The organism is Verrucomicrobiia bacterium (assembly GCA_019634625.1).
Classification (GTDB): Bacteria; Verrucomicrobiota; Verrucomicrobiia; order Limisphaerales; family CAIMTB01; genus CAIMTB01.
In genome coordinates this window covers 145,405-166,118 of record JAHCBA010000008.1, presented here as the reverse complement: position 1 = coordinate 166,118, position 20,714 = coordinate 145,405, and the positions used below count along the sequence as shown (strand labels likewise).

14 protein-coding genes are annotated in these 20,714 nt (G+C 66.5%); 6 read left to right on the top strand and 8 right to left on the bottom strand.

Annotated elements, in window-relative coordinates:
- Positions 1-264 precede the first annotated feature (264 nt).
- Complete coding sequence (locus KF833_07165; GenBank protein ID MBX3745074.1) at positions 265-3,651, bottom strand: VCBS repeat-containing protein; 3,387 nt, start codon at positions 3,649-3,651, stop codon at positions 265-267.
- 515 nt (positions 3,652-4,166) lie between these two features.
- Here KF833_07165 and KF833_07160 point away from each other — a divergent pair.
- From KF833_07160 to KF833_07145, 4 genes are all read left to right on the top strand, one after another.
- Entirely contained in the window at positions 4,167-4,415 is a 249-nt protein-coding gene (locus KF833_07160; GenBank protein ID MBX3745073.1) for a transposase, read from the top strand.
- Positions 4,416-4,774: 359 nt separating this feature from the next.
- Positions 4,775-4,984: an addiction module protein gene (locus KF833_07155; protein ID MBX3745072.1), complete on the top strand. Its 210-nt coding sequence runs from the start codon at positions 4,775-4,777 to the stop codon at positions 4,982-4,984.
- Positions 4,985-5,412: 428 nt separating this feature from the next.
- On the top strand, positions 5,413-5,604 hold the full coding sequence (locus KF833_07150; protein MBX3745071.1) for a hypothetical protein: 192 nt from the start codon (positions 5,413-5,415) through the stop codon (positions 5,602-5,604).
- 527 nt (positions 5,605-6,131) lie between these two features.
- Positions 6,132-6,332 (top strand): hypothetical protein, encoded by a 201-nt coding sequence (locus KF833_07145; protein MBX3745070.1) that lies wholly within the window; start codon positions 6,132-6,134, stop codon positions 6,330-6,332.
- Positions 6,333-6,673: 341 nt separating this feature from the next.
- Here the strand turns inward: KF833_07145 and KF833_07140 are convergent, their stop codons facing one another.
- The 5 genes from KF833_07140 to KF833_07120 all read right to left on the bottom strand — a co-directional run bounded on the left by KF833_07140 (position 6,674) and on the right by KF833_07120 (position 17,201).
- Entirely contained in the window at positions 6,674-6,829 is a 156-nt protein-coding gene (locus KF833_07140) for a hypothetical protein (GenBank protein MBX3745069.1), read from the bottom strand.
- A gap of 79 nt (positions 6,830-6,908) precedes the next feature.
- Positions 6,909-8,600 (bottom strand): beta-lactamase family protein, encoded by a 1,692-nt coding sequence (locus KF833_07135; GenBank protein MBX3745068.1) that lies wholly within the window; start codon positions 8,598-8,600, stop codon positions 6,909-6,911.
- 269 nt (positions 8,601-8,869) lie between these two features.
- Positions 8,870-10,654, bottom strand: coding sequence for a (E)-4-hydroxy-3-methylbut-2-enyl-diphosphate synthase (gene ispG / locus KF833_07130; GenBank protein ID MBX3745067.1), 1,785 nt, complete (start codon positions 10,652-10,654; stop codon positions 8,870-8,872).
- Between the two features lie 327 nt (positions 10,655-10,981).
- Complete coding sequence (locus KF833_07125; GenBank protein MBX3745066.1) at positions 10,982-11,605, bottom strand: response regulator transcription factor; 624 nt, start codon at positions 11,603-11,605, stop codon at positions 10,982-10,984.
- Between the two features lie 22 nt (positions 11,606-11,627).
- Positions 11,628-17,201: a hypothetical protein gene (locus KF833_07120; protein ID MBX3745065.1), complete on the bottom strand. Its 5,574-nt coding sequence runs from the start codon at positions 17,199-17,201 to the stop codon at positions 11,628-11,630.
- 312 nt (positions 17,202-17,513) lie between these two features.
- Here KF833_07120 and KF833_07115 point away from each other — a divergent pair, with 312 nt between their 5' ends.
- Together KF833_07115 and KF833_07110 are read left to right on the top strand one after the other, a co-directional pair.
- Positions 17,514-18,302: a type II secretion system protein gene (locus tag KF833_07115; protein ID MBX3745064.1), complete on the top strand. Its 789-nt coding sequence runs from the start codon at positions 17,514-17,516 to the stop codon at positions 18,300-18,302.
- 85 nt (positions 18,303-18,387) lie between these two features.
- Positions 18,388-19,479: an N-acetylmuramoyl-L-alanine amidase gene (locus KF833_07110; GenBank protein MBX3745063.1), complete on the top strand. Its 1,092-nt coding sequence runs from the start codon at positions 18,388-18,390 to the stop codon at positions 19,477-19,479.
- Here KF833_07110 and KF833_07105 read toward each other — a convergent pair.
- Together KF833_07105 and KF833_07100 are read right to left on the bottom strand one after the other, a co-directional pair.
- Complete coding sequence (locus KF833_07105; protein ID MBX3745062.1) at positions 19,416-20,396, bottom strand: hypothetical protein; 981 nt, start codon at positions 20,394-20,396, stop codon at positions 19,416-19,418. The genes KF833_07110 and KF833_07105 overlap by 64 nt on opposite strands.
- 2 nt (positions 20,397-20,398) lie before the next feature.
- Positions 20,399-20,650 carry a hypothetical protein gene (locus KF833_07100; GenBank protein MBX3745061.1) on the bottom strand — a complete coding sequence of 84 codons (252 nt, stop codon included), beginning with the start codon at positions 20,648-20,650 and terminating at the stop codon, positions 20,399-20,401.
- Positions 20,651-20,714 lie beyond the last annotated feature (64 nt).

The following is a 20,714-nucleotide window of genomic DNA, read 5'->3' as shown; positions in this document are numbered from 1 at the left end:
CCGATCCGTTCGACTTTCGGCGATCCGCAACCGGGTCCGGTGATGTGGCGGGAGGCAGGGACCAGCGCGGACAGATCGGACCCCACCTCACCTTAAGGAGTCATCCCGGGTCTGTTTCCGGAAATCGTACCGGCGACGCGGTGTTGTCCCTGGAACCTGGCGCACCATGACCAGGGATCTCGCAGGCTCTGGCCGGCACACGGGAGAACACAGGTTTCAGCGGCCAGAGCCCGAGTTCCGTCCATCCGGACGGAAAGGGTGGTCCTATGGCTTGTACACCCGGAAGAACCGGGAACCGTCGGTGCCGGGATACACCACCGCAGTCGCTGCGCCATCGGTGTCGGTATCGGGCAAACCCGATACCGTCGACCACGTCTTGAGATCCGACGACCGCTGCAGCACGTACCTTGTGTTGGGAAGCCCGTGGCAGGTGACCCGCAGTCCTTCCGCCGTGGGAGTGAAGGTGAGTCGGATCCGCTCGGGTTCAGTGACCGTGAGGGTCTGGTTGACCCCGACATTGGCGAGCTTCTGCACGATGCCGGAGGGCCATTCGATGCGGACCGAGGTCGCGCGAACGGCATCGCCGAGGCCGAAGTGGGCGAGGAGCGGGGCACCGTTCTCCCCATTCACCTCGGTCATCTGGGTGAGTGTCCGACCGGCGACGGTGGCTTGAACGCGGATCTTTGCGCCGATGCCGTCGCGGTTGGAGGTGGTGCCGATGAGCCGGACCTTGAGCCAGGAGTTCCCGTTGCCGGAGTTCAGGAAGAACGGGTTGCGGACGGGTGGGAAATCCTCAGTGACGACATCGCCGCAGGGGATGAAAAGATCGAGGAACCCGTTGTTGTCGACATCGACCCAGACGGGGTAGAGACGTCGCTCGCCTGCGGTGAGCAGGTCGCCGGCATCCACCCGCTGGAACGTTCCGTCGCCACGGTTGCGGTAGAGGCCGCTGGGTCGGGTTCCGTCGTGAACGGCGACGAACAGATCGAGGTAACCGTCATTGTCGTAATCGCCCCAGGCAGGAAAACTATCGACGGCAAACTGCGAGCCGACCAGATCGCCGGCCGCCACGACCCGTTCGAACTGGAAGTCGCCCTGATTACGATACAGGCCGGCGGGGCCCGAACTCCAACAAGTGACAAACAGGTCGAGATCGCCGTCCTGATCGAAGTCGCCCCAGGCGAAGCTCGCACTGACCTGGACCCGGTCGAGGCTGGCCGACGCGACGCGCGAGAAGCTGCCGTCGCGCAGATTGCGGTGGAGACGGAGTCCGGACAGGTTCCCATAGAGGGCATCCGGCCAGCCGTCCTGATCGATATCACGCCATGAGCAGTCCCAGGAGTGAGCATCCTCCGCGAGCAGGCTTCCAACCAGGGCAGCAGTCATGCCGGTGAAGGTCCCGTCGCCGTTATTCCGGTAAAGGCCCTCCCGATCGACCGCGGCACTGGCCGAGTAGGCCACCAGGAGATCCAGGTGGCCGTCGCGATCGTAATCCCCCCAGGAGGAACCGTACCCCTGCCGGCTCGGCAAATTGTACGGAGCTGGCACCGCGACGAACTGGCCGCCGCCCAGATTGCGGAAGAGGTCACTCGTGCCGGCCCGGGTGATGAAGAGATCGGGCCACCCGTCATTGTCATAGTCCGCGGCGGCGCCGCCCGGGGAACCGATCGGACGCACCGTGACGGGGGAATCAGTCACCCGCACGAACCCTTGCCCCTCCAGGTTGCGGAAGAGCGAGTCGCTCAGCCCACGAACATCGTAGTCGTTGGGGATAAAGACATCGAGCCAGCCGTCGCGATCCATGTCGAACCAGATGGCGCGGTCATTGCCGAACTCCTCGGTCGCGATTTCGCCCTCGACGACCTTGGTGAAGTGGTCGAGGACGCGCACATAGACGTAATAGGTCTCCGTGCCGCCAGCCGTCTGGCACACGACCGAGTAACGTCCGGCCTGTCGGGGCTGCACGTTGGTGAGGGTGAGCACGTGTTCCGTCTGACCCTCCAGCGGCTGTCCGTCGAAGTACCATTGGCGGGAGAGGGCTGAAACCACGTTGGTCATGCTCACGGCGCCGTTGACGGTGACCACCGGACGGGCTGGCCGGATCCACGCGGACTCGGTCACGTCCACGATCTGGTTCACGGAAAGATCCGTCAGGGTGGTGGTATTTCCGGAAGGCCACTCGATGCGGACCTCCTCGACCACCGTGGCATCGCCGAGGCCGAAGTGCGCGCGAAGGCCGTCTTCGGCGAGAACCCAGGAGAAGAGTTCGCGCATCTGCCAGACGGTCTGTCCCCCGAGGGTGGCCTTGACACGGACCTTGGCACCGATGGCGGAGCGGTTCGAGGCGGTGCCGGTGAGGCGGAACTTGATCCAGTGGTTGCCGTTCCCCTGGTTGCGGAACAGGACAATCTTCCAGGCGGTTCCATCCTCCCCCACTCCAGCCGCATCGAGAAACCCGTCGTTGTCGTAGTCCACGAAGGGCGACTGATCGAGCCAGCCCTTCACCGTGAACGCCTCCTCGACACTCTCGAAGCGTCCCGTGCCGTCGTTTCGATACAGTTGGGCGACGTCCTCACCCGCCCACAACAAGAGGTCCACATCGCCGTCGTTGTCGTAGTCACCGGTCTTCGGCCCGGCATAGGCGATCAGGTCTTGAGACAAGGTGAAGTTGCCTGCGCCGTCGTTCAGATAAATGCGGGTGGTGTCGCCGGCCGACACGATGTCGATGTCGCCATCGTTGTCCAGGTCGGCGGAGATGATGTGAAAGGACCGATGGTTGGGTGTTTCGAGAATGCTGTTGGTCAGGCGGGTGAACGTGCCCCGGCCATCGTTGCGATAGACAAAGTCGTGAGCGCGCGTACCGACGTTGGCGACCAGCAGGTCGGGATCGCCGTCCCCATCGATGTCCGTCCACAAGGAATTGTTGGCGTAGCCGTTGGTGATGCGTTGGGTGGCGAGTTCTCCCTCTCGGAGGCGGTCAAAGGCGGCGTCGCCTCGGCCGTGGAACAGCATGTGGTACCTATCCCTAGGGTCGCGGCCGTCCCCCCCCATAAAGGCATCCAGCCAGCCGTCGCCATCGTAATCGCACAAGTTGCCCCAACCGGGTAGCCGATAAACGCCGCTCAGGGCACCGGCCAGGACCGATCCGAACCGTCCACCTCCGTGGTTGAGGTACAGGCGCAGCGGCAGTTTCGGCGCGTCGTCCGAATAAACGTCAACCTGAACCAGCAGGTCGAGGCGACCGTCGTTGTTCACGTCGCCCCAAAAAGCCCCGACGGACCGATCCCGGTCGCTCACGATGGGACCGGCATCCTCCGCGGTCCTCAGGGTGAAGGTCCCGTCGCCGTTGTTCCGGTAGAGCCGGTTCACCGCCGGAGTCCAGTCCGGACCGCTGAGCGGCACGTACAGGTCCAGGTAGCCGTCCCCGTCGTAGTCCCCCCAGGCCAGGGGCCAGACATTGCCACGTTCGGAGAGAAGGCCGGGAGAATCGACCCGGACGAAGAGGTGTTCGGCGGCGCTCGCGAGGCGGGCACCGCCGAGCCAGAACAGCAGGATCCACCCTGCGGCCAGGGCCGAAGTCAACAGGGGGAAACTGAAGCCGGGGCAACAGTGTCCGCCTTCACCACCGCGGGAGATCCGTCGAGTCTTCATGGTTTTCGAGGGTTGACGCTTCGTGGGTAGCTCTCTCCCAGGGGGTGCGGCACCGGTCGGAACCCCGGCCAACCCGGCACCGTCAGCGGTGGCCCTCCATGAACCGCCGGCGGGTTGCGGCAGACGCCCGGCCTGCCGCGGTGCCGGACAGGGTGCCCGGCGGTTCCCGCGGGTCAGCGGTTCCTGGATCGGACTCGTGGCAGTCGGTTCATTGGCCACACCCGCCACGAGCCTTCGACCCCTGGTCGAAGCAGAGCCACGGCTGCGATGCGGACCATTTCCGGGACGCACGCGCCGCACACTGGGTCCTATCTGTCGCTAAGGAGAAAACCGCGAAGCGTTCGGAAAAACCTTCAGGGCCCAGTCAGGTCGCCATGGGTTCCCCGGTTCACTCGTGGTGCGTCGTGGTCATCGCGGCCGTGATTGAGGTCTGTCACCGACCGGTGCGATCATAGGGCCCCGGCCAACCGGCGGTCGAGGGGGAACCGGGATCTGACTTGTGGCGGATGCCATCGGTGCCGGCCTACCTGATCGATCCCAAGGTCCCCTTCACCAACAACCATGGCGAGCAGGACATTCGCATGATCAAGGTGAAGCAGAAAATCAGCGGCTGCTTCCGGACCTTGCGCGGGGCAAACCTCTTCGCGCGCATTCGCAGCTACCTCTCCACCTGCCGCAAGCAGGGACACAATCTCTGGGACGCCTGCCGGCGCCTGGCGCTCGGACAACCCTTCATGCCCGAGGTTCCGGCCGCCGGCCCCTGAGCGGGCAACCTCGCAGCGGCGCGGACAAGCCCGCGACCGAGGCCCTCCTGCTCCGATTTCCCGACTTCCCAGGACCCTCTACTGCGGAAAGCCGCAACAACAGCGACCCTCCCCGCCTACCCGTCCTCGCCGGAGCCATCACTTGCACCGCACCCGCGCCCCCCCTTTGGGGATCTGAACAGTCACCTCACTGGCGAGTTTCCAGAGGAGAAAGTCAGGGCATTGGCAGAGAGATTGCACATGTCATACGAACGCGTCGAACAGGCGCTGCACCAAATCCCGCTTCGCGGGATCGGTGAGCGGAATCGTTCGATGGAATTTCGGTCGCCCGGGCCGTACCTCTTGGCTATGCTTCCCTTATGACGGTTGAAGAGCTCAAGGCGCTTCCGATGGCAGAGAAGTTCCAGATCATGGAAACGCTCTGGGAGGATCTCCGCGCACGTTCCGATTCGTCTCCTATCTCTCAGGAAATCAGAGACTTATTGGATGCTCGACGCGCTCGATATCGCAGTGGAGGTTCCCAGATGCATGACTGGGACGCCGTCAAAGGCAGCCTGGGACGCACATGAGGCTGATCCGGATCTCCGACGAGGCGTTGGACGACCTTTCCGACGGATATCGATTTTACGAAGCCCAAGATCAAGGACTTGGCGATTACTTTACTTCATGCCTCCGCGCTGACATTGAGTCGCTCCGAGCTCTACGCTGGGATCCATCGGGTTGTCTATCAGGATTATCATCGGCTACTGAGTCGTGTCTTCCCGTTCGGGATCTTTTACACAGTTGAGCAGGAGGCAGTGATGATCTGGGCAATTCTCGACATGAGACGAGATCCTTCGTGGATCAAGGCACGCCTCTTCCAGTAGGCATCGACCATTGCGTCGAGCGAACAGGAGGCAGCCTCCACATTCGCTTCCATTCTTGAGCCCGTTTCCCGCTGCCTTCTGTCGCTCACGCAGGCGTTCTGCCCAACCCCTTCCATTCACAAGGAACGACCATGCCAGCTCCGAATCTCAAACGTGTGACTTACGTCGCAGAGCACCACAAAGAAGAAATTAATGCAATCATGACCACACTGATCATGGAACCTACGACGCTGGGCCGTCGGGTGATTCCGGCGGTTCCGACTAACAATAAAGGGTGTATTGCTGCGGAGCGAAGCGGAGCCAGCAACTACACCCTTGGTTGAACGAGCCCGGGTGAGGAAGGCGGAATTGGATCAGTCGGCCAGACCGGCTATGGCGCTTATGTTTTCAGCCAAACCTTTGAAGTACCGTCAGGTTGGCACAACACCCCACCTCGAAAGCCGCAAGTGGTACATCGTGTCTCGGTCTTGAGGCCCTTCCCAGCGTTCGGGGGTGACCCTCGGGGAGCCTGACGTCGTCCGGAGCCTGGATTTTGCCCCATTCGTCACGGCGTGGGTGTGTGCGGGGCACAGGACACCCGTGACCCATTCGCGGAAAGATGGCGATGGCGGCGCACAGGACAGGTTGGGAGATGATGACACGGGAGTGATTGGCTACGGAGGCCTGCGCTGGCGATACGGAGAGGGGATCCGTCGCAGGAATTGCATGGGCCGACCGCAGCACGGACAGAGCGGAACCGTGGACGGTGGTGCCGGTGCCGGCGCCAAGGCGCCCAGATGGACGATGCCACCGGCATGACACTGGACGCGGGTGCTTGCCCACGCCAAGAAACCTGCCCCATAAAGCCGTCATGAGCGTTCAGGAGCTGAAAGACCAGATCGCCGCTCTTCCAATTGAGGCGCAGAACGAGTTGATGGCGTTCATGTTCCATATACGACATCGGGAGGACAGTCGATACGCATCAGCGGTGGCCAAGCGAATCGAGGACAAGAATTCTGCTCACTGGCTGACCCCGGATGATTTTGAAGATCGCTTGGACTGCAAGGCCTGATCTCTGATGGACCCTTTTTGCGTCTGCATACACCTCGAGCTGTTGGAGGTCGTGATACTCAGCCGCATGCGTGTACTCGGCATCGGCGGCCGGGTGGAAGGAGTGGGGATTGACCGACCCACGATTTGGCGGATTCTGGCGGACACCCCGTCTCCCGGGATGGCTTGAACCTGGCCGCTTTGAAGCTCTTCCAAACGCCGCAGAATCTCTGTTGCTGGATGCTGGGGATGTCGGGCCCGCCCTCGAGCATGTGCGGGCGCAGGTGTGGCGAAGCAGGTGGCAACTGCCCCACAGTTTGACCCGCTCGATGTCCGCCTCGGGGATGCGCCAGGCCATGGAAGTCAGGGTTGGAATTCAAGCTCGGCACGGAGACCCCGGACATCGGGCGGCAGATAATCCCACCTCCAGTCTGTGCTCCCCGGGGGAATGTCCCCGCGCAGACCGTCGGTGCGCAGAAGGATTTCCCACGGACGTCGTGCCACCTCCGGGGAACTCATTGCGAAACCGAGACCCCGACCGCCGTTGTCCCGCCAGCCGGTCAAAGCACGCAAGTGCCCCGGCGGGCCCGCCTCCGGGCTATCGCCTTTCGCCCCTTAGGGGCTCAGGAACCTGGAAATGGCCAAACTCCAGTCCGGCGTTACGCCGGCGGACAGCACGGTAGAAACGCGGTTCGGCGCGGCGGATGACCTCATGCAGAGGTTCGGAGTTCGCCGTCACGGACCCGATCTTCTCCCAACGGGTCTGGTCCGACGAGGCCTGGATCTCGTACGGAACGTCTCCGCCACCTACGATCCCGATCCCGATCTCGTGCCCCGAGGGGCTCAACGTCAGACGGGCCGGATCGCCCGTGCGCGTGTAGGAGGCAGTCTGGCCGCCCTGGGTCCAGTCCATGCCGGTGACCCGTCCGTTCGCGGCCACCTGAAACTGGGCGGCGACGTTGGGACCGACTTCGATTTCGAGAACGAGCAGGCGCCGGGCCGATTCGGGGACGAGGACGAATTCGAAGTCCGACCGCACATGGTATCCCACCAGGCGGTTTAGAACCCGGCCGATTTCGAACGAGTCGCCTCCTGGACCCTGATAGACGCCCATGTAGGAGGCGAGGGTCTCTTGGGGAACGTCGGCGGGACGCCGGATCGGGGTCAACGGGTAGGAACTGTCCAGCAACCGCAGGCCGATGTCGGTGACGGCCGTGTAGGCATTGACGCGCGAATTCGACAACACGACGGCGCCGATGCCGCGCGCCGGATGACAGCCCACGAAGGCCGTGAAGCCAGGTGTCTCGCCACCATGCTGAAGCACGCGCCCGCCCGGCAGATCCCACAGAAACCAACCCATTCCCATCCCCATGCCCGGGTAGGTGGTGGCGGTGCGGAAGGTCTCGATGTCCCGCATCGCCGGTCGGAGCGGGGTATCCTCGAGTCCAAGCTGGAATGAGAGGAAGGTCAGCAGATCCGACACGGTGGATCGCAGGGCTCCCGCACCCTCGAGCACCGGCAGGCGGAAAGGCGGCCTCTTGAGCACGGATGAATGGCCTTTCGCCAGGCGCTCCGCCTGATCGTCGTCGGGGTCGATGATGGTGGATGTCATGCCCAGCGGGCCCAGCACGCGCTCGCGCAGCAACGCCTCGTAGCTGACACCCGCACGCGCGGCCAGCGCGTAACCAAGCAGACCGAATCCGGTGTTGGAATACTCCCAGGCCGACCCCGGTTCCCTCGGCGGCACGTGCCGTTCCAGAAAATCCCTCCACCGCTCTTCGGTGTAGCACTCGAAAGGCCGGGTCACGTCCTCCACGCAAAGGTTGTCCGGGTTCACCGGCAACCCCGACCGATGCGTTGCCAGTTGCAGGAGGGTCATTTCGCGATCACGGCCCCGGGGCAGGATCCGGTCCGGCAACAGGCTGGCGACGGTGTCATTCCCGTCGAGTTCCCCGCGGTGCACCGCCTCCGCCAGCAGCAGGCTGGTCAGCACCTTGGTCACGGAACCGATCTCGAACAGCGTATGCTCGTCGGGGGCACCCGGACGATCGCGATCGCGCCTGCCGTATCCGTGGAAGGCGCGTCCATCGCGGTGGATCAGGCCGACCGCAATGCCAGCGCTGTATCCAAAATCAACCCGCTGCCGGACGGCTTGCGTGACGGATGCCGGAATGACGGGCGGTGTGGCGCCAACGACACAGGCACCCGCCAACAGCAGCCAGCCCACTTGAACCCGGATGGATGGGCGGAAGCGACCCACCGCACGAAGCGGAAAGGCTGAGAGGCTCATCGGCCTGAGGCTGCCCGAACCTCCATGGACTGCCAACAGGACACGGGTGGGCTGGCCCGGCCCGGGCGCATCTGCGAGGTGTCGGAAGGCGCAACGGAATCGGGGTCGGGGTCGGTATCGGAATCGGTATCGAAAGCAGAAATGGAGCTTCGCGCATCCCCAGAGATCGTTCCGGTTCGATCCCGATTCCGACCCCGACCCCGACGGTCCCCTCGCCGCATCCCTCGACCGATCGCATCGCCGACACCAGGGAGATGCGCCCGTTCCGCTCACGCCACCGGCTCGAGCCACTTCCCGTGTTCCCGGATCAGGTCCACCAACTTCTCCACGGCGTCGGCCTCGGGGATGTTGAACTTCACCGCGGTCTTGCCGACGTACAGGTTGATCTTCCCGGGCGCCCCGCCGACGTACCCGAAATCCGCGTCGGCCATTTCGCCGGGGCCGTTCACGATGCATCCCATGATGGCGATCTTGACACCCTTGAGGTGCTCGGTCCGGGCCTTGATGCGCGCGGTCACGGTCTGGAGATTGAAGAGCGTCCGTCCGCAGCTTGGACAGGCCACGTAATCGGTCTTGAAACTGCGGCCGCCGGCCGCCTGGAGGATGTTGTAGGCCAGCCGCAACGAGGAGCCGGCCCCCGACTCACCGCGCACCAGGACGGCGTCCCCGATGCCGTCCGCCAGCAGGGACCCCAGCACCACCGAGGCTCGCAGCATCGCCACATCGGGCGTCCACGGCACCGCGCCGAACGCCAGGGTGTCCTTCAGCAGAATCGGATTGCGCCGTCCGAGCTGTGCCAGCCGGACCGCCAGCAGCCGGAACGCCGCAATCGGTGGCAGGGCCACGCCGTCCCGCACCGTCACCCACTGCGTGTCGCAAGGAACCGCGTCGCCGGACAACGGCTGCGACGGATCCAGCTCCAGCACGGGCAGATCCTCGTACACGGCCTCCGGCCGGACATCGGTGGTCGGCGTCAGCTTGGGGGCCACGCGGTCATGGACCGCCCGCGTCACCACCACCCGGACCGGTTGCTCTCCGCCGCCGGGCGCCTCGCCCAGGGCGGATTCGACACTGGCCCGGCGGGCATAGGTGAAGGGGTCCCAGGGCAGCAGCGCGGGCAGGTCCAGTCCGCCACCCCCTTCCGGCCAGGCGGTCAATCCGGACACCTGCGCCACCAGTTCGCGGCACACTGGGATCTCCCTCGGACTGTCCTCGGTCAGGCTGACGCGAATTGTGTCGCCGAGGCCGTCGCACAGCAGCGACCCGATGCCGATGGCGGACTTGATCCGGCCGTCCTCGCCCTCGCCGGCCTCGGTCACGCCGAGGTGGACCGGGTAATTCCAATCCGGCCCCAGTTCCTCCAACCGCGCCACGAGCAGCCGGTAGCACTCGATCATGACCTTCGGATTCGAGGCCTTCATCGAGAAGGTGAAGTTGTGGAAGTCATGGCGCCGGCACACCCGGGCGAATTCGAGGGCACTTTCGACCATTCCCGCCGGGGTGTCGCCCCAGCGGTTCATGATGCGGTCGCTGAGGGAACCGTGGTTGGTTCCGATCCGCATTGCCCGCCCCAGCCGCACGCACTCCCGCACCAGCGGCGCGAACGCCTCCTCCACCCGCCGGACTTCGTCCGCGTATTGCTCGTCCGTGTACTCCTTGACCGCGAACTTCTTTTTGTCGGCGTAGTTGCCGGGGTTCACGCGCACCTTCTCCACCCATTTCACCGCCTCCATGGCCGCCTCGGGCTTGAAATGGATGTCGGCCACGATGGGCACATGGCAGTCCCGGGCCCGCAGTTCCGCCACGATGGCCTGGAGGTTGGCGGCGTCCTTCACCGTCGGGGCCGTGATCCGCACGATCTGGCAGCCGACCTTCACCAGATCGATTGTCTCCCGCACGCATGCCGCCGTGTCCATCGTGTCGCAGGTGATCATCGACTGCACCACGACCGGATGCCCGCCCCCCATCACCACTCCGCCCCGGTGGGGATCCCCGATGACCACTTCGCGGGAACGACGACGACGATGCCGATAAATGGATTCGCAATAGCGCATGGCGAGAGACCCCGAACCCCGCGGACGCCCGGGCGTCCGCACCGGCTTCAGGGCAAGAACCGAACCATGTCGCCGAGGCTAAGCCCCGCCCCACCCGTGTCAAACGCTGGGACATCGCGCGGGTGCATCCCGGAGTTGTGGGGAGAGGTGCGAACTCCGCCGAGCGGCGATCTGGAGGGCCGGGTTCCGCGAGGCCGCAAGGGTGTGGAGCGTTGGATTGGGGACTCGCAGAGCTCGTCCCTCCGAAGCGCTGCCTTCTCACCCACAACTCCGGGATGCACCGGTGCCTTTGAACGCTCCACGTCCCTGCTCGCCTCCGGCGGCGGATCAGGCGCGGCGCTGCAGCAGTTCGAGCGCGCGCAGACTCGCAGCAGTCCGCGTTTCCACCCCGAGCGTCGCCAGCACCGCCTTCATGTGCTTCTTCACGGTCTCCTCGCTGATGGACAGGATGGTGGCGATTTCCGGATTGGTCTTGCCCTGGGAGGCCCAGAGAAGCACCTCCGCCTCGCGCGGCGTCAACCCCAGCGCTTCGAGCGGCACCGCCGATCCGAAGTCGGGATCGAACGCCGACCGCACCGCCTGCTCGGCCCGGAGGAGACGGGCGGCCACCGCGGCCAGCAACTCGTCGTTGTCCACCGGTTTGGTCAGGTAGTCGTCGGCCCCGAGGTTCATGCCCCCACGCAGATCCGCCTTTTCGCCCTTCGCGGTCAGGAAGATGAACGGCACCGACCGCCCCTCCGGCTCCGACCGCAGCGCCTGGAGCACCTCGTGGCCGTCCATGGCCGGCATCATCACATCACACAGGATCAGGTCCGGCCGGCTTCGTCGCGCCAGTTCCAGCCCGGCCCGGCCGTCCTCGGCCGGGATCGCCTCATAGCCCTCCAACTTGAGCAACCGCGTGATGTTGCGGCGCATTTCCGGTTCGTCCTCGATCACCAGCACGGTTTTCATGGCGGCGACAGATTTCCGGAGGTCAGGGCCAGAGGCGGCCCACGGCGGCATTGGTGTACGAACCCGATGCCGTCCGGCTCAACGTCAGGGCCCGCACCATGTACGTGTGGGCCCCGGGCGGCGGCGAGGGATCCGTCCAGGCCGGCCGCGTCAGGGGCGCCGGGTTCACCCGCGTCCAGGCTCCCCCGGGGCCCTGCGCCGTCCGGTACACCGCATACCGGGCGGCCGGGTCGGAACTGACCTGCCAGGTCAGGACCAGGGTTCCATTGGACAGCGTCGTTCCGGAGACCGTCCCGCTGCGAGGGGCGGCGACGGGCCGCAACGTGGGATCTCCCAGGAGTGAGGTGAAGACATACCCTCCCTGGGACCGCGAGCCGGAGTACACGGGGACGCCGGTGCCCATGCCGGATTCGTAGGTCACGGACACCCAGGGCCACATCCAGGCGTCGTTCTGCGTCTTGCGCCAGAGGTCGCCCAGGGTTTTGCCGAGGGCGGCACTTTGGAGCTGCCAGCGCACCCGCGGCAAACCGGCATAGAACCAGGCCAGACCGTGCGACCGCGTGGCCAGCAGGGCGCGTCCCAGGTGATCCGGGTTGTTCCAATGCGTCATCCACGATCCCTCGATCACGGAAAACGCCACCGGAGGTTCCGCCGCCTCCGCCACCAGGTCGGCCGTCCGGTGCGGCCCGATGCCATGGAAGGCGTTCACCGCCCCACGCGAATGCAACCAGTCCACGCCTCCCGCGAACCCGCCCTGAAGACCCCAGAGAGCCGGCGTGCCCGCGACGAAGAAATCGCCCGGCAGATTCGCCACCTCATTGGTTCCCACCCAGCCGATGCTCATGCGCCGTCCGATCGCCTCCATCTCCCGGCGATGAACGCTGTTCGCCTCCTCGTTGGCGTTGGCGCTGAAGTAGGCCCCCACCACGGCCCGCTCCGGAAGCGTCACCTCGCCGCGCCGATGACGGCGCGCCTTCTCGATGTACTGCACGAGCAGGTCCACCTCGGTCCGCGGTGGCACCGCCCCGGCGAAGGCGGGCATCCGGGCGAAATCCACCCGGCCCACCGCCAGTTCCACCGCCGCCACTCCGGCCGCATTGGGCGGAATCAGTTCCTGATCGAAGATGCCGTCCCCGGCGAGGTTGGGCGTCTCGATGCCAGGCTGCAGCGGCAGGTGCCGTGTGTCGGTCCAGATCCCATCGACATCGCCGTAATACGCATCCGCCGGCAGCGGCCGGTAAAGGTGGCCGTCCGGGCTCAGCATTCCCGAGTACGGCACCGGGACATGACCCAGCAGCAGGACCGCGCGCGTCCGCACCGGATCGAGGGCGTATTGCGCCACGATCCACGACTTCACCTCCGCGATGCGCGACACATTCTTGAGCCAGTTGCCGTCGTCGTGTCGTGGTCCATCGAACCGGGCGACTTCCCAGCCTTCCATCCACAGATCCCGGATCAGGCCCTCCACGGCCGCCGCAAAGGCCGGATCGGCGGTGAGGCTCTCATCCACCACCAGCAGCACACGCCCCGGCAGATCGTCCGGCGGCAAGCGCAGGCCGCAATGCACCGTGGCGTAGTTCGGACCGGTGTTGAGCAGGATCTCCGGGGGAACATGCACGTCGGGACTGATCCGATACTCGTACTCGCGGCCCACGCTCACCTGCGTGTCGAGCCACCAGGTCGGACGGGAGGAACGCACGGTGACCCACGGATCGTCCGGCCCCGAGCGGCGATCGATCTGGTAGAGGGCATTCGAGACACCGGTCCAGCTCAGCAGCACCGTGGGGCGGATGTCGGTCACCCGGGGTGCCACGTAGGGGGTGTTGGTCACCAGGTGCAACGGGGCGTTGTAGGTCACCACCGCATCCACAATGCCCTTCAGAGGTCCGACCCCCGCCCCGGCGCTTCCGATGGTGATCCCTTCCGCGGCCCGGGTGGCCGCATCCGGCCAGGCGCGAATCCCGGTTCCATGGCCCATCAGCCTCCCGTTCACGAAGATCGCCGAGGTGTTGGTCGAGTAGGACACCTGGATGCCAAGGGAGAAGTCCGGCGGGAAATCGTCCTCGCAGATCGTCAGCGGCACCTCGAGATTGGTCACCACGCCGCCTTCGCCGTCCGGGGACCGCAACGACACCCGCGTGCCCGTCGCGTCGATCCCGATCGAAAAGTCCCCGACCGCGATCAACGACACGGGCTCTCCCGGCCCGGTTCCGCCCCACCCCGGGGGACATCCGTCGCCGGCACTGGCCCAATACGGCGAGATATAGATCTGCACGGTTCCCTCGCGGCAGTTGATGTTGGCCACGCCTCCGTCCTCGACCTCGCGATAGCGAAGCACCGATCCCGGTGCGTTCAGTTCGGCCCCGTGCTGAAACGGCGCCGTCGGCACCAGCGAGACCGACGTCCGTTCGATCGGTTCCCCGCCGGTGCTGGTCCGCCACGGATGCACGGGATCGTCGAACAGCCACCGCGCCAGCACGCCCGGCCGGACACTCCGCACATCCCTCGGATCCGTCCCTTCCGCCAGCTCCTCCGAATCGCTCCTCCCGTCGTAATCCGTGTCCGACTCGGTGTACAAGGTCTCGCCCGGATCCAGCAGCCCGTTCCCGTTCCGATCCTCGATCCAGTCGGGGATCCCGTCCCCGTCGGTGTCCACCGGATCGAGATAGTGAAATCCGATGTCCACGGTCGTGAACCCTTCCTTCTGCCCGTCGGCCCGCGTCGTGAAGTGGTAAAGCCCCGCCGCGCCCGCCGACCGGCTGCCCGCGTCGATCAGCCCCGCCAGACTCGTCACCCCGCCACTGGACGGATAGGCATACCTTCCCAGGGCCGTCGCGACATAGTCCGGTTCCAATCCGGTCACCGCCGCCGATCCGAAAGCCGCCAGGCCCGCCCGGAATCCGTTGTGCGAAAAGCTGCCCGATCCGGGCGCCGCCGTGAGGGTGTCGGCATCGAACAGGTTGTCCCGAACGACCCAGGCCGAACCGGGACGATCGCTTGCCAGTCCGACGTGGCCGCCCCGGAACAGGTTGTTGTACGCCAGCAGCCCCACCGCGTGCTGACCGGGGGACGCCGATTCCGTGACGGCGAAGCGGCCGTGTTCGAGGATGTTGTTGTTCAGCACGAGGGCCGTTCCCGGGTGGTCCCCGCGCACTTCGAAGTCCAGCCCGGCCCAGTGCGAGTGGAGCGAGGTCAGCCGGAGCGGCCCGTTCGCGGACTGCCGCACGAGCCGGCGCCGAGCGGGGAGTTCCGCCGGCATGGACACCTCGGTGAAGGTGAAGCGGATCTCCGGCGCCGGGCCGCCGGATGGGATCTCCAACTCGAACAGACCCACCTCGCCGGCCGGCGCCATCCAGCCGAGGGTCGATTGCTCCTGCACCGCTGTGTAATACACGATCCGGTTCGGCACTCCGGGCATCCCGTCGGAATCGATCCGTGCGCCGCTTTCCAACCGAAACCCGGCCGGACCGAACACGCCCAGGACCACCCCGTTGGTCAGACCCAGTGTGGCGTGGGTCACGCTGCGCCCGCTCACCACGTGGTCGATCGGGGCGTAGTGGTAGCCGATATCCGGAATGCCCGTGTCCCGCTGGGCCTGCGGTTCGAGCGTCACGGAGGACCCGATGTCCGCTCCGAGCACCACCGGCGCGTGCGTCGTCAACCCGGCCAGTTCCCCGCTCAAGGCCGGGTTGATGCCCGTCACGCCGGCGTCGCGCAACGGACTCCCGGGGGCCAGATAGAAGTGGCCCGTGCCCACCGTCTGGAACAGGCCGGCCGCGCTGGCCGCCTGGTGATTGCCCGCGCCGCTGTAACTCCCCGCCGAGGCCACCCCGGCGATCAGGCTGTTGGTCAGCACCAGCGTTCCGCCGTTCAGAAGCTGCGCCATCCCATGCACGGTCAGGTGTTCCCCGATGAACGGCGTCCCGCTGCCCGACAACGCCGCCCCCGGAGTCTTGAGCCCGTCGATGAGCACGTTTTCAAGGCGCACCGGGGTCCCGGCCGTGTTCCACACCGGGTACCGGCAGTTCACGAACTGGGAATGCCGCACGGCGTTGTCCGGATTGTTCCCCTGGAAATACACGCCGTGCGCGCCGTGCTTGAACCGGAAATGCTCGACCACAACCGGCTCGCCCCGGTCCACGAACCGCAGCGGCATCCATCCGTAGTCCGTCTTCAATCCCGGCATCCCCACCGCGATCGATTCGCCCACGGTGTTATCGTGGTCGGCCGTGAAGATCGCCGACCGGTAGGGCCCGGTGTGGCTCGCCAGGGGCCCGTCGAGGGTCACCCCGTGAAACGCGGTCCCGTCGTGCGCCGGGAATTTCACCACCGTTCCCCCTTCGATCACCGTGGTCCCCGTGAACCAGCAGTTCCCGGCCACGAGATACGTGTTCGTCGCCGAGAACGTGAAATCCACGTACGACGCCGTCAGCGCCGTCCAGTCCACCACCACCCCCGGCTCGTCCCGCACGGCCGCCGACGCCAGTTCCATCGGCCGGTCAAAACCGCCCGACACGCCCGCCCACTGCCGCTCCGGCAGCAACCCCGCCCCGATTCGCTCCGCCGGTTCCAGTCCGCCCGCCGCCCAACGCTCGAATGCTGCCAGCCGCCGCGCCTCCGGGGTTTGTTCCGCCGCGGCCCGCACCTCCGCCCGCAAGGTCTGCACCCGCGCCGGAGGTCCCGGCAGCTCCAGCAATGCGTCGAACAGCCGCGCGTACTCCACCGATTCGATCAGGATCGCGCGCCGCGGTCCCGTCCGCACCCAGTGCTTTCCCACCACCGCATGGGCGTCCGGACGGAACGCGGCCGCCTCCCGCGCCGACCACGCGAACGCCCGGCCCTCGCCGATCCGCGCCTCCCCGAAATGCAGCGCCTCGTCCACCCAGTCCGGCTCCGCCACCCGGGCCCGCAGGCGCGGGTCCGACACCGTCGCCAGGGTGCGCCGCCGCTTCTGCGGCTCCGGCGTCTCGAAGAACTCGGTCACCACCTCCAACCGGGCTGTCTCCGGGTTCAGTCCAAACGTCGCCGGCGAAGGCGGCACCTCCCGCAGCACCACATCCGCCGCCATCCCGTCCTTCCGGTAGGTGTACACCACGTCCGCCCGCACCGCGTCGAAGGCCCCCCGATAGAGGATCTGGTTTGGCGGCAGCAACTCCCCACGCGCATCCCGCACCACCGCCACCACCGCGTCGCGTCCGCTCAACGGATCGAAGTATCGCAGCGCCAGCACCGAACTCCGCAGCCGCACCCCTGGCTCGATCTCGAAATCCAATGTTCCTGCCGGATCGTTGACGTTGGGCGAAAAGATCGCCCGGTGTGGCCCGTGCCGCGCCACCGCCCCCGTCGCCGTGATCTCGATCTCCTCCCGCGTCTCCCGCCACCCGCCGGTGTCCGGATCGCGGAAGTGCATCCCCGGTTCGAGCCGGATCCAGGTCGCCACCCGCCCGCCCCCTTCGCCGCCTTCCACCCAGCGCTGCCGTACCGCGTGGTCCCGTCCCCGGTCGATCGTCCATTCCTCCCCCGACGCGATCCGGTTACCTGAACACAAGACCAACAGCAGGACCAGGGGACTCCAGGGGCGCAAAGGCGATTCCATAGAAGAGTGCGGGTTTGGGCGGCGGCGACCTTACCCGTTCCCGGCCCCGCATCAACAGCGGCGTGGAGCGGGCCCCCGGGCCCGTGCATCCCGGAATTGTGGGGAGAGGTGCGAACTTCGCGAAGCGGCGCTTCGGAGGGCCGGGTTCCGCGAGGCCGCAAGGGAGTGGCGCGTTGGGTCGGGGACTCGCGGAGCTCGTCCCTCCGATCTGCCGCCTCCTCACCCACAACTCCGGGATGCACCGAACGCCGCCGGGCACCGGCACGGCGGGCTTGACTCGGGGCACGCGGCTGTCTGGCATGGAGCGTACCGATGAAAGCGCCCAACGGAGGACCGCGCGGCTTCACCCTGATCGAGTTGCTGGTGGTCATCGCGATCATCGCGATTCTGGCCAGCATGCTTCTTCCGGCGCTGGCCAAGGCAAAGACGAAGGCGGACGGGATCAAGTGCCTGAACAACGGGAAGCAGTTGTCGCTGGCGTGGATCATGTACTCGGGGGACCACGAGGAGAAGCTGCCGCCGAATGTGGATGGGACGGCACGGGGCGGGTGGGTGGGAGGTTGGATCCACACCACGGCGGGCCCGGTCAATCTTTCGGACTGCACGAATGTGAACCTGCTGAAGCCGCCGCACGGGCTGCTGTACCCGTACAATCCCGCGGTGGAGATCTACAAGTGCCCGGCGGACAAGTTCATGGTGCGGATCGGAGGCCAGCGGCATCCGCGGACGCGGAGCATCTCGATGAACGGCTGCATGAACGGCAATTCCTGGCATACCCAGGATCTCGAGCGGGAAGGGTGGTGGACCTATCGCAAGCTGACGGACATCACCCTGCCATCGAGCCAGTTTGTCTTCATCGACGAGCGGGAGGAGAGCATCGATGACGGGTACTTCCTGGTGTTTGTGAACCGGACGGAGGATTGGGGGAATCTTCCCGCGATCTATCACAACGGGGCCAGCGGGCTGTCGTTTGCGGACGGCCATGCGGAGATCCGCAAGTGGAAGGACCCGGACACGCTGCGCCCGGGCGTGGCCGGAACCCGGCGGGGTCCGCGGGATGTGCCGTGGATCAACGAGCGCGGGTCGATGCGAAAGCGGTGAGGCCGGTCGCCAAGTCCTCACCGTGTTGAACCCACCCACTATTGGCGCCGCCCGTCCTGGCGGTTCGGGCGGAGGTCTGCGATCCGTGGCATCCCGTTCCTGGCGGACGGCTGGCCGGACGGTGCTGGCGCTGGCCCTGGTGGCGGGCGGCTTGGGATTGCCCGAGCCGCGCCCTGTCGCCGGCAGTGTTTTCGAGGCCTCCCAGCCATCCAGCCGTCCCTACCGGCGTCTGGAGGATTGGGCGCGGCTGCAGGGGTTGCGGGTCGAACGGGCGCCGCTCTCCCGGGATATTCTGGTGACCGGGCCGGAGATCCGGATGGCGCTGCTTACGGAGGCGAGCCGGATCACCTTCAACGGGGTGGCGGTCTGGCTTTCGCATCCGGTGCGGCTGGTGAACGGGGAGGTCTGGGTGGCGGTGCAGGATCTGGACGGGGTGCTGCAGCCGCTGATCCGGCCCGGACCGTACGTGGCGGGCGGGCGGGTGCGAACGATCTGCCTGGACCCCGGCCATGGGGGGCGGGAGCCGGGACAGAAGAACGGCACACGGCTGGAGAAGACCTACACCCTGGCATTGGCGGAGGAAGTGCGGCGTCAGTTGGTGAGGGCCGGTTTCCAGGTGATCATGACCCGCGAGTCCGACGAAACGGTGGATCTGGTGGAACGGGCGGCCATCGCCCAGCGGCGGGGGGCGGATCTGCTGGTCAGTCTTCACTTCAATGCCAGTCCCAATGGGGGATCGGAGGCGAGCGGGGTGGAGGTGTACGCCCTCACCCCGGAGGGCGCCCGATCCACCAACGCGAGTGTCGACGCGGGTCCCTGGCAGGAGGCAGCCGGCAACCGTCACGATCCGCGCAATCTGCTGCTCGCCTACCACCTCCAGCGGGCCCTGGTCCGGGATCTTCCTGGAACGGTGGACCGGGGGGTGCGCCGGGCGCGGTTTGTGATTCTTCGCCTGGCGGAGATGCCGGCGGCGCTGGTGGAACTGGGCTTCATGTCCAACCCGTCGGATGCCCGATGGATCTACAGCGAGGCCGGGCGCCGACAGGCGGCGGCTTCGATCGTGGCCGGCCTTCGGGCTTACGCCCAGGCGGTCGAACGCGCCCCGTCTCCGGGTCAGCGCATCACCAATTCCACGTCGTCCAGAAGCAATGCGGTCCCGCTGTCGGCGAAGAACTGAATCGTCAGCCAATCCACTTGGGGGGCGCGCAGGCTGGCGAAATCGCCGAGGGGCACTTCGACGCGGCGCCATCGATCGTCCACCATCACCCCCCAGGCGGCCGGATGCACGGCCAGGTCGGGGGTTCGGGCGCGGCTGTGGAGGCTGAGGTGCACGCGGCCGCTGGCGAATTCCGTCCGTACGGCCAAGCGCACGGCCAGGGGCCGGTGTTCCTCGATCATCCAGCCCCGGAGGCGCGCGGAGCCTATGGTGACCGAGCCGCGCCCGGACGGGACCTGGACGCGCAGTGCGGCGCGACCGGAGAGGGCCTGGGCACTGACGGAGAGGTCCCCGGATTTGCCACCGGCGACGAGTTCCCAGGCGTCGGCACCGTCCTCGAATCCTTCGAGGTAGCCACTGAACGGGTAGGTGGGTGCATCCCAGCCGGCGGGGCGCGGGTGAAAGGCCCGGGCCGGGGAGGCGGTGACGCGGCCGTTCCGGCCGGCCTGGACGAAGTAGAGGGAGGGGGCGTCGATGGTCGGGAGGGCGATTCGCGCGGTCCATGCGCCGGATTCCCGTTCCATGGGAACCGTCCGCCAATCGCGGACGACCCGTTCGTCGAGGGGGTCGGTGCTGACCCAGGCGGTGGCATGGTCCACCTCCGGACCCGGCTCCGGTTCCCATCGGATTTCGAGGCGGCGACCCGAGGATCGACCCGCGAGGCGCTGGTACAGGGCGTCGTCCCGGTCGATGGCGGCGCTGGCCGGGTGGGTCCACCCGGCGGGCAGCCATGCGTCCGGCGGGGTCGTCGCGGCAGGGGCGTGGGCAGGCAGGAGGAGGGATCCGGCGGCGAGGATGGCGCCCAGAACCCGGGGGATCGAGATGGACGGCCGGACGGGGAACCGGCAGCCGGCGGGAGGGCGATGTCGGGGCGGCATGCCTACTTGCGGTCTCCTCCGCCGCGACTTCCCGAGCCGCCCTTGGTTCCGCCGCCGGCCCAGACGATGGTGCCGGTGAGGAAGCCGATGGCGAAGAAGGCGAAGTACATGAGGGCGGCGGGCTGTTTGATGGCCTTCTCGATCAGGGGCGGGAGCACGAAATCGACCGTTCCACGGTTGTGCATCCCCATCAGCACGAGCAACAGCAGGACCAGAACCAGGAAGAGGGACTTGAGGATGATCTTGGCGTTCATGACGGAGGCGCGGCGGCGGACACTAACCCGCTGCTCCGGGCCGTCAATTTTGCTCGGTGGCGGG

Coding starts and splice junctions, on each gene's coding strand:
- KF833_07165 (MBX3745074.1), bottom strand. CDS start 3,651: ATGAAGACTCGACGGATCTCCCGCGGTGGTGAAGGCGGACACTGTTGC.
- KF833_07155 (MBX3745072.1), top strand. CDS start 4,775: ATGACGGTTGAAGAGCTCAAGGCGCTTCCGATGGCAGAGAAGTTCCAG.
- KF833_07150 (MBX3745071.1), top strand. CDS start 5,413: ATGCCAGCTCCGAATCTCAAACGTGTGACTTACGTCGCAGAGCACCAC.
- KF833_07145 (MBX3745070.1), top strand. CDS start 6,132: ATGAGCGTTCAGGAGCTGAAAGACCAGATCGCCGCTCTTCCAATTGAG.
- KF833_07140 (MBX3745069.1), bottom strand. CDS start 6,829: ATGAGTTCCCCGGAGGTGGCACGACGTCCGTGGGAAATCCTTCTGCGC.
- KF833_07135 (MBX3745068.1), bottom strand. CDS start 8,600: ATGAGCCTCTCAGCCTTTCCGCTTCGTGCGGTGGGTCGCTTCCGCCCA.
- ispG (MBX3745067.1), bottom strand. CDS start 10,654: ATGCGCTATTGCGAATCCATTTATCGGCATCGTCGTCGTCGTTCCCGC.
- KF833_07125 (MBX3745066.1), bottom strand. CDS start 11,605: ATGAAAACCGTGCTGGTGATCGAGGACGAACCGGAAATGCGCCGCAAC.
- KF833_07120 (MBX3745065.1), bottom strand. CDS start 17,201: ATGGAATCGCCTTTGCGCCCCTGGAGTCCCCTGGTCCTGCTGTTGGTC.
- KF833_07115 (MBX3745064.1), top strand. CDS start 17,514: ATGAAAGCGCCCAACGGAGGACCGCGCGGCTTCACCCTGATCGAGTTG.
- KF833_07105 (MBX3745062.1), bottom strand. CDS start 20,396: ATGCCGCCCCGACATCGCCCTCCCGCCGGCTGCCGGTTCCCCGTCCGG.
- KF833_07100 (MBX3745061.1), bottom strand. CDS start 20,650: ATGAACGCCAAGATCATCCTCAAGTCCCTCTTCCTGGTTCTGGTCCTG.